This window comes from Dankookia sp. GCM10030260, assembly GCF_042666655.1.
Lineage (GTDB): Bacteria > Pseudomonadota > Alphaproteobacteria > Acetobacterales > Acetobacteraceae > Paracraurococcus.
Window position 1 is genome coordinate 1 of record NZ_JBHTDE010000082.1, and the last position, 1,175, is coordinate 1,175.

The following is a 1,175-nucleotide window of genomic DNA, read 5'->3' on the forward strand; positions in this document are numbered from 1 at the left end:
CCAGTCCACCCATTCGAGGGTGGCGTACCCGACGGCCTCCAGGTTGCGCCACCAGCCGCGGCGGCGGATCACCTCGGCCTTGAACAGGCCATTGATGGTCTCGGCCAGCGCGTTGTCGCAGCTGTCGCCGACGCTGCCGACAGAGGGCTCAATGCCGGCCTCGAGCAGCCGCTCGGTGTAGCGGACCGCAACATATTGGCTGCCCCTGTCGCTGCGATGAATGAGCCCGCCCTGCAGCGGCCGGCGGTCGTGCAGCGCCTGCTCAAGGGCATCGAGTATGAAGTCCGCATGTGCCGTCCTCGACACCCGCCAACCAACGATGCGGCGGGCGAACACATCGATGACGAAGCCCACATGAACGCAGCCCTGCCATGTCGCCACGTAGGTAAGATCGACACCCACAGGGCGTTCGGGTGCGGCGCCCGGAACTGACGGTTCACCTTGTCCGCTGGGCAAGGCGAGGCCTTGTCGGCGATCGTGGTCCTGGTCTCCTTGCCGCGGACAACGCCGCGGAGCCCCATCCGCCGCATCAGGCGTTCCCCCGTGCAGCGGGCTGCCGCGGTGCCATCCCGGCCTAACTGCCGCCAGACCTTGCGGGCGCCGCAGACCCCGAAGTTGGCCGCATCACCCGCCGGATCCGCGCCATGAGCACCAGGTCCTGGCGTGCTCGAGGCAAGGCCCGCGTAGGATCAGCACGCGGCGCGACATAGGCATGGTAAGCCGGCGGAGCGATCCGCAGCATCCCCCAGATCGGCTCGACACCGCTGACCTCGCGGTGATCGTCGATGAAGGCGATCATGGCTTCGACCGACGGTCGAGCTCCGCCATCGCAAAATGCGCCGAAGCCTTGCGTAGGATCTCATTGGCCTGCCGCAGTTCGCGGACCTCGCGCTCCAGCCCCTTGATGCGCTCTCGCTCCTCCAGCGACGCGCCGGACCTCTGGCCCGCATCGCGTTCGGCCTACCGCACCCATTTCCGCAGCGTCTCGGCCGTGCAGCCGATCCTGGCCGCGATCGACCCAATCGCGGCCCACTGAGAGGCGTGGTCGCCCCCCATGGTCCAGCACCATCCGCACCGCACGCCGCCAGACTTCAGGCGAATATCGGTTCGACCTCTTCTTGGTCATTGCCCCATCCTCTCAACCGCTGGGGCCTCCGACATACCCGGGGCGGTTC

At 67.7% G+C, this 1,175-nt stretch carries 1 pseudogene and 1 other annotated feature; the pseudogene reads right to left on the minus strand.

The features are described from left to right. Positions 1-1,126 (minus strand): annotated as a pseudogene (locus ACFQS7_RS30920) (IS3 family transposase); the annotation flags it as partial. Continuing rightward, positions 725-841 (minus strand) — a sequence feature (AL1L pseudoknot). Its footprint overlaps the pseudogene before it by 117 nt. Positions 1,127-1,175 lie beyond the last annotated feature (49 nt).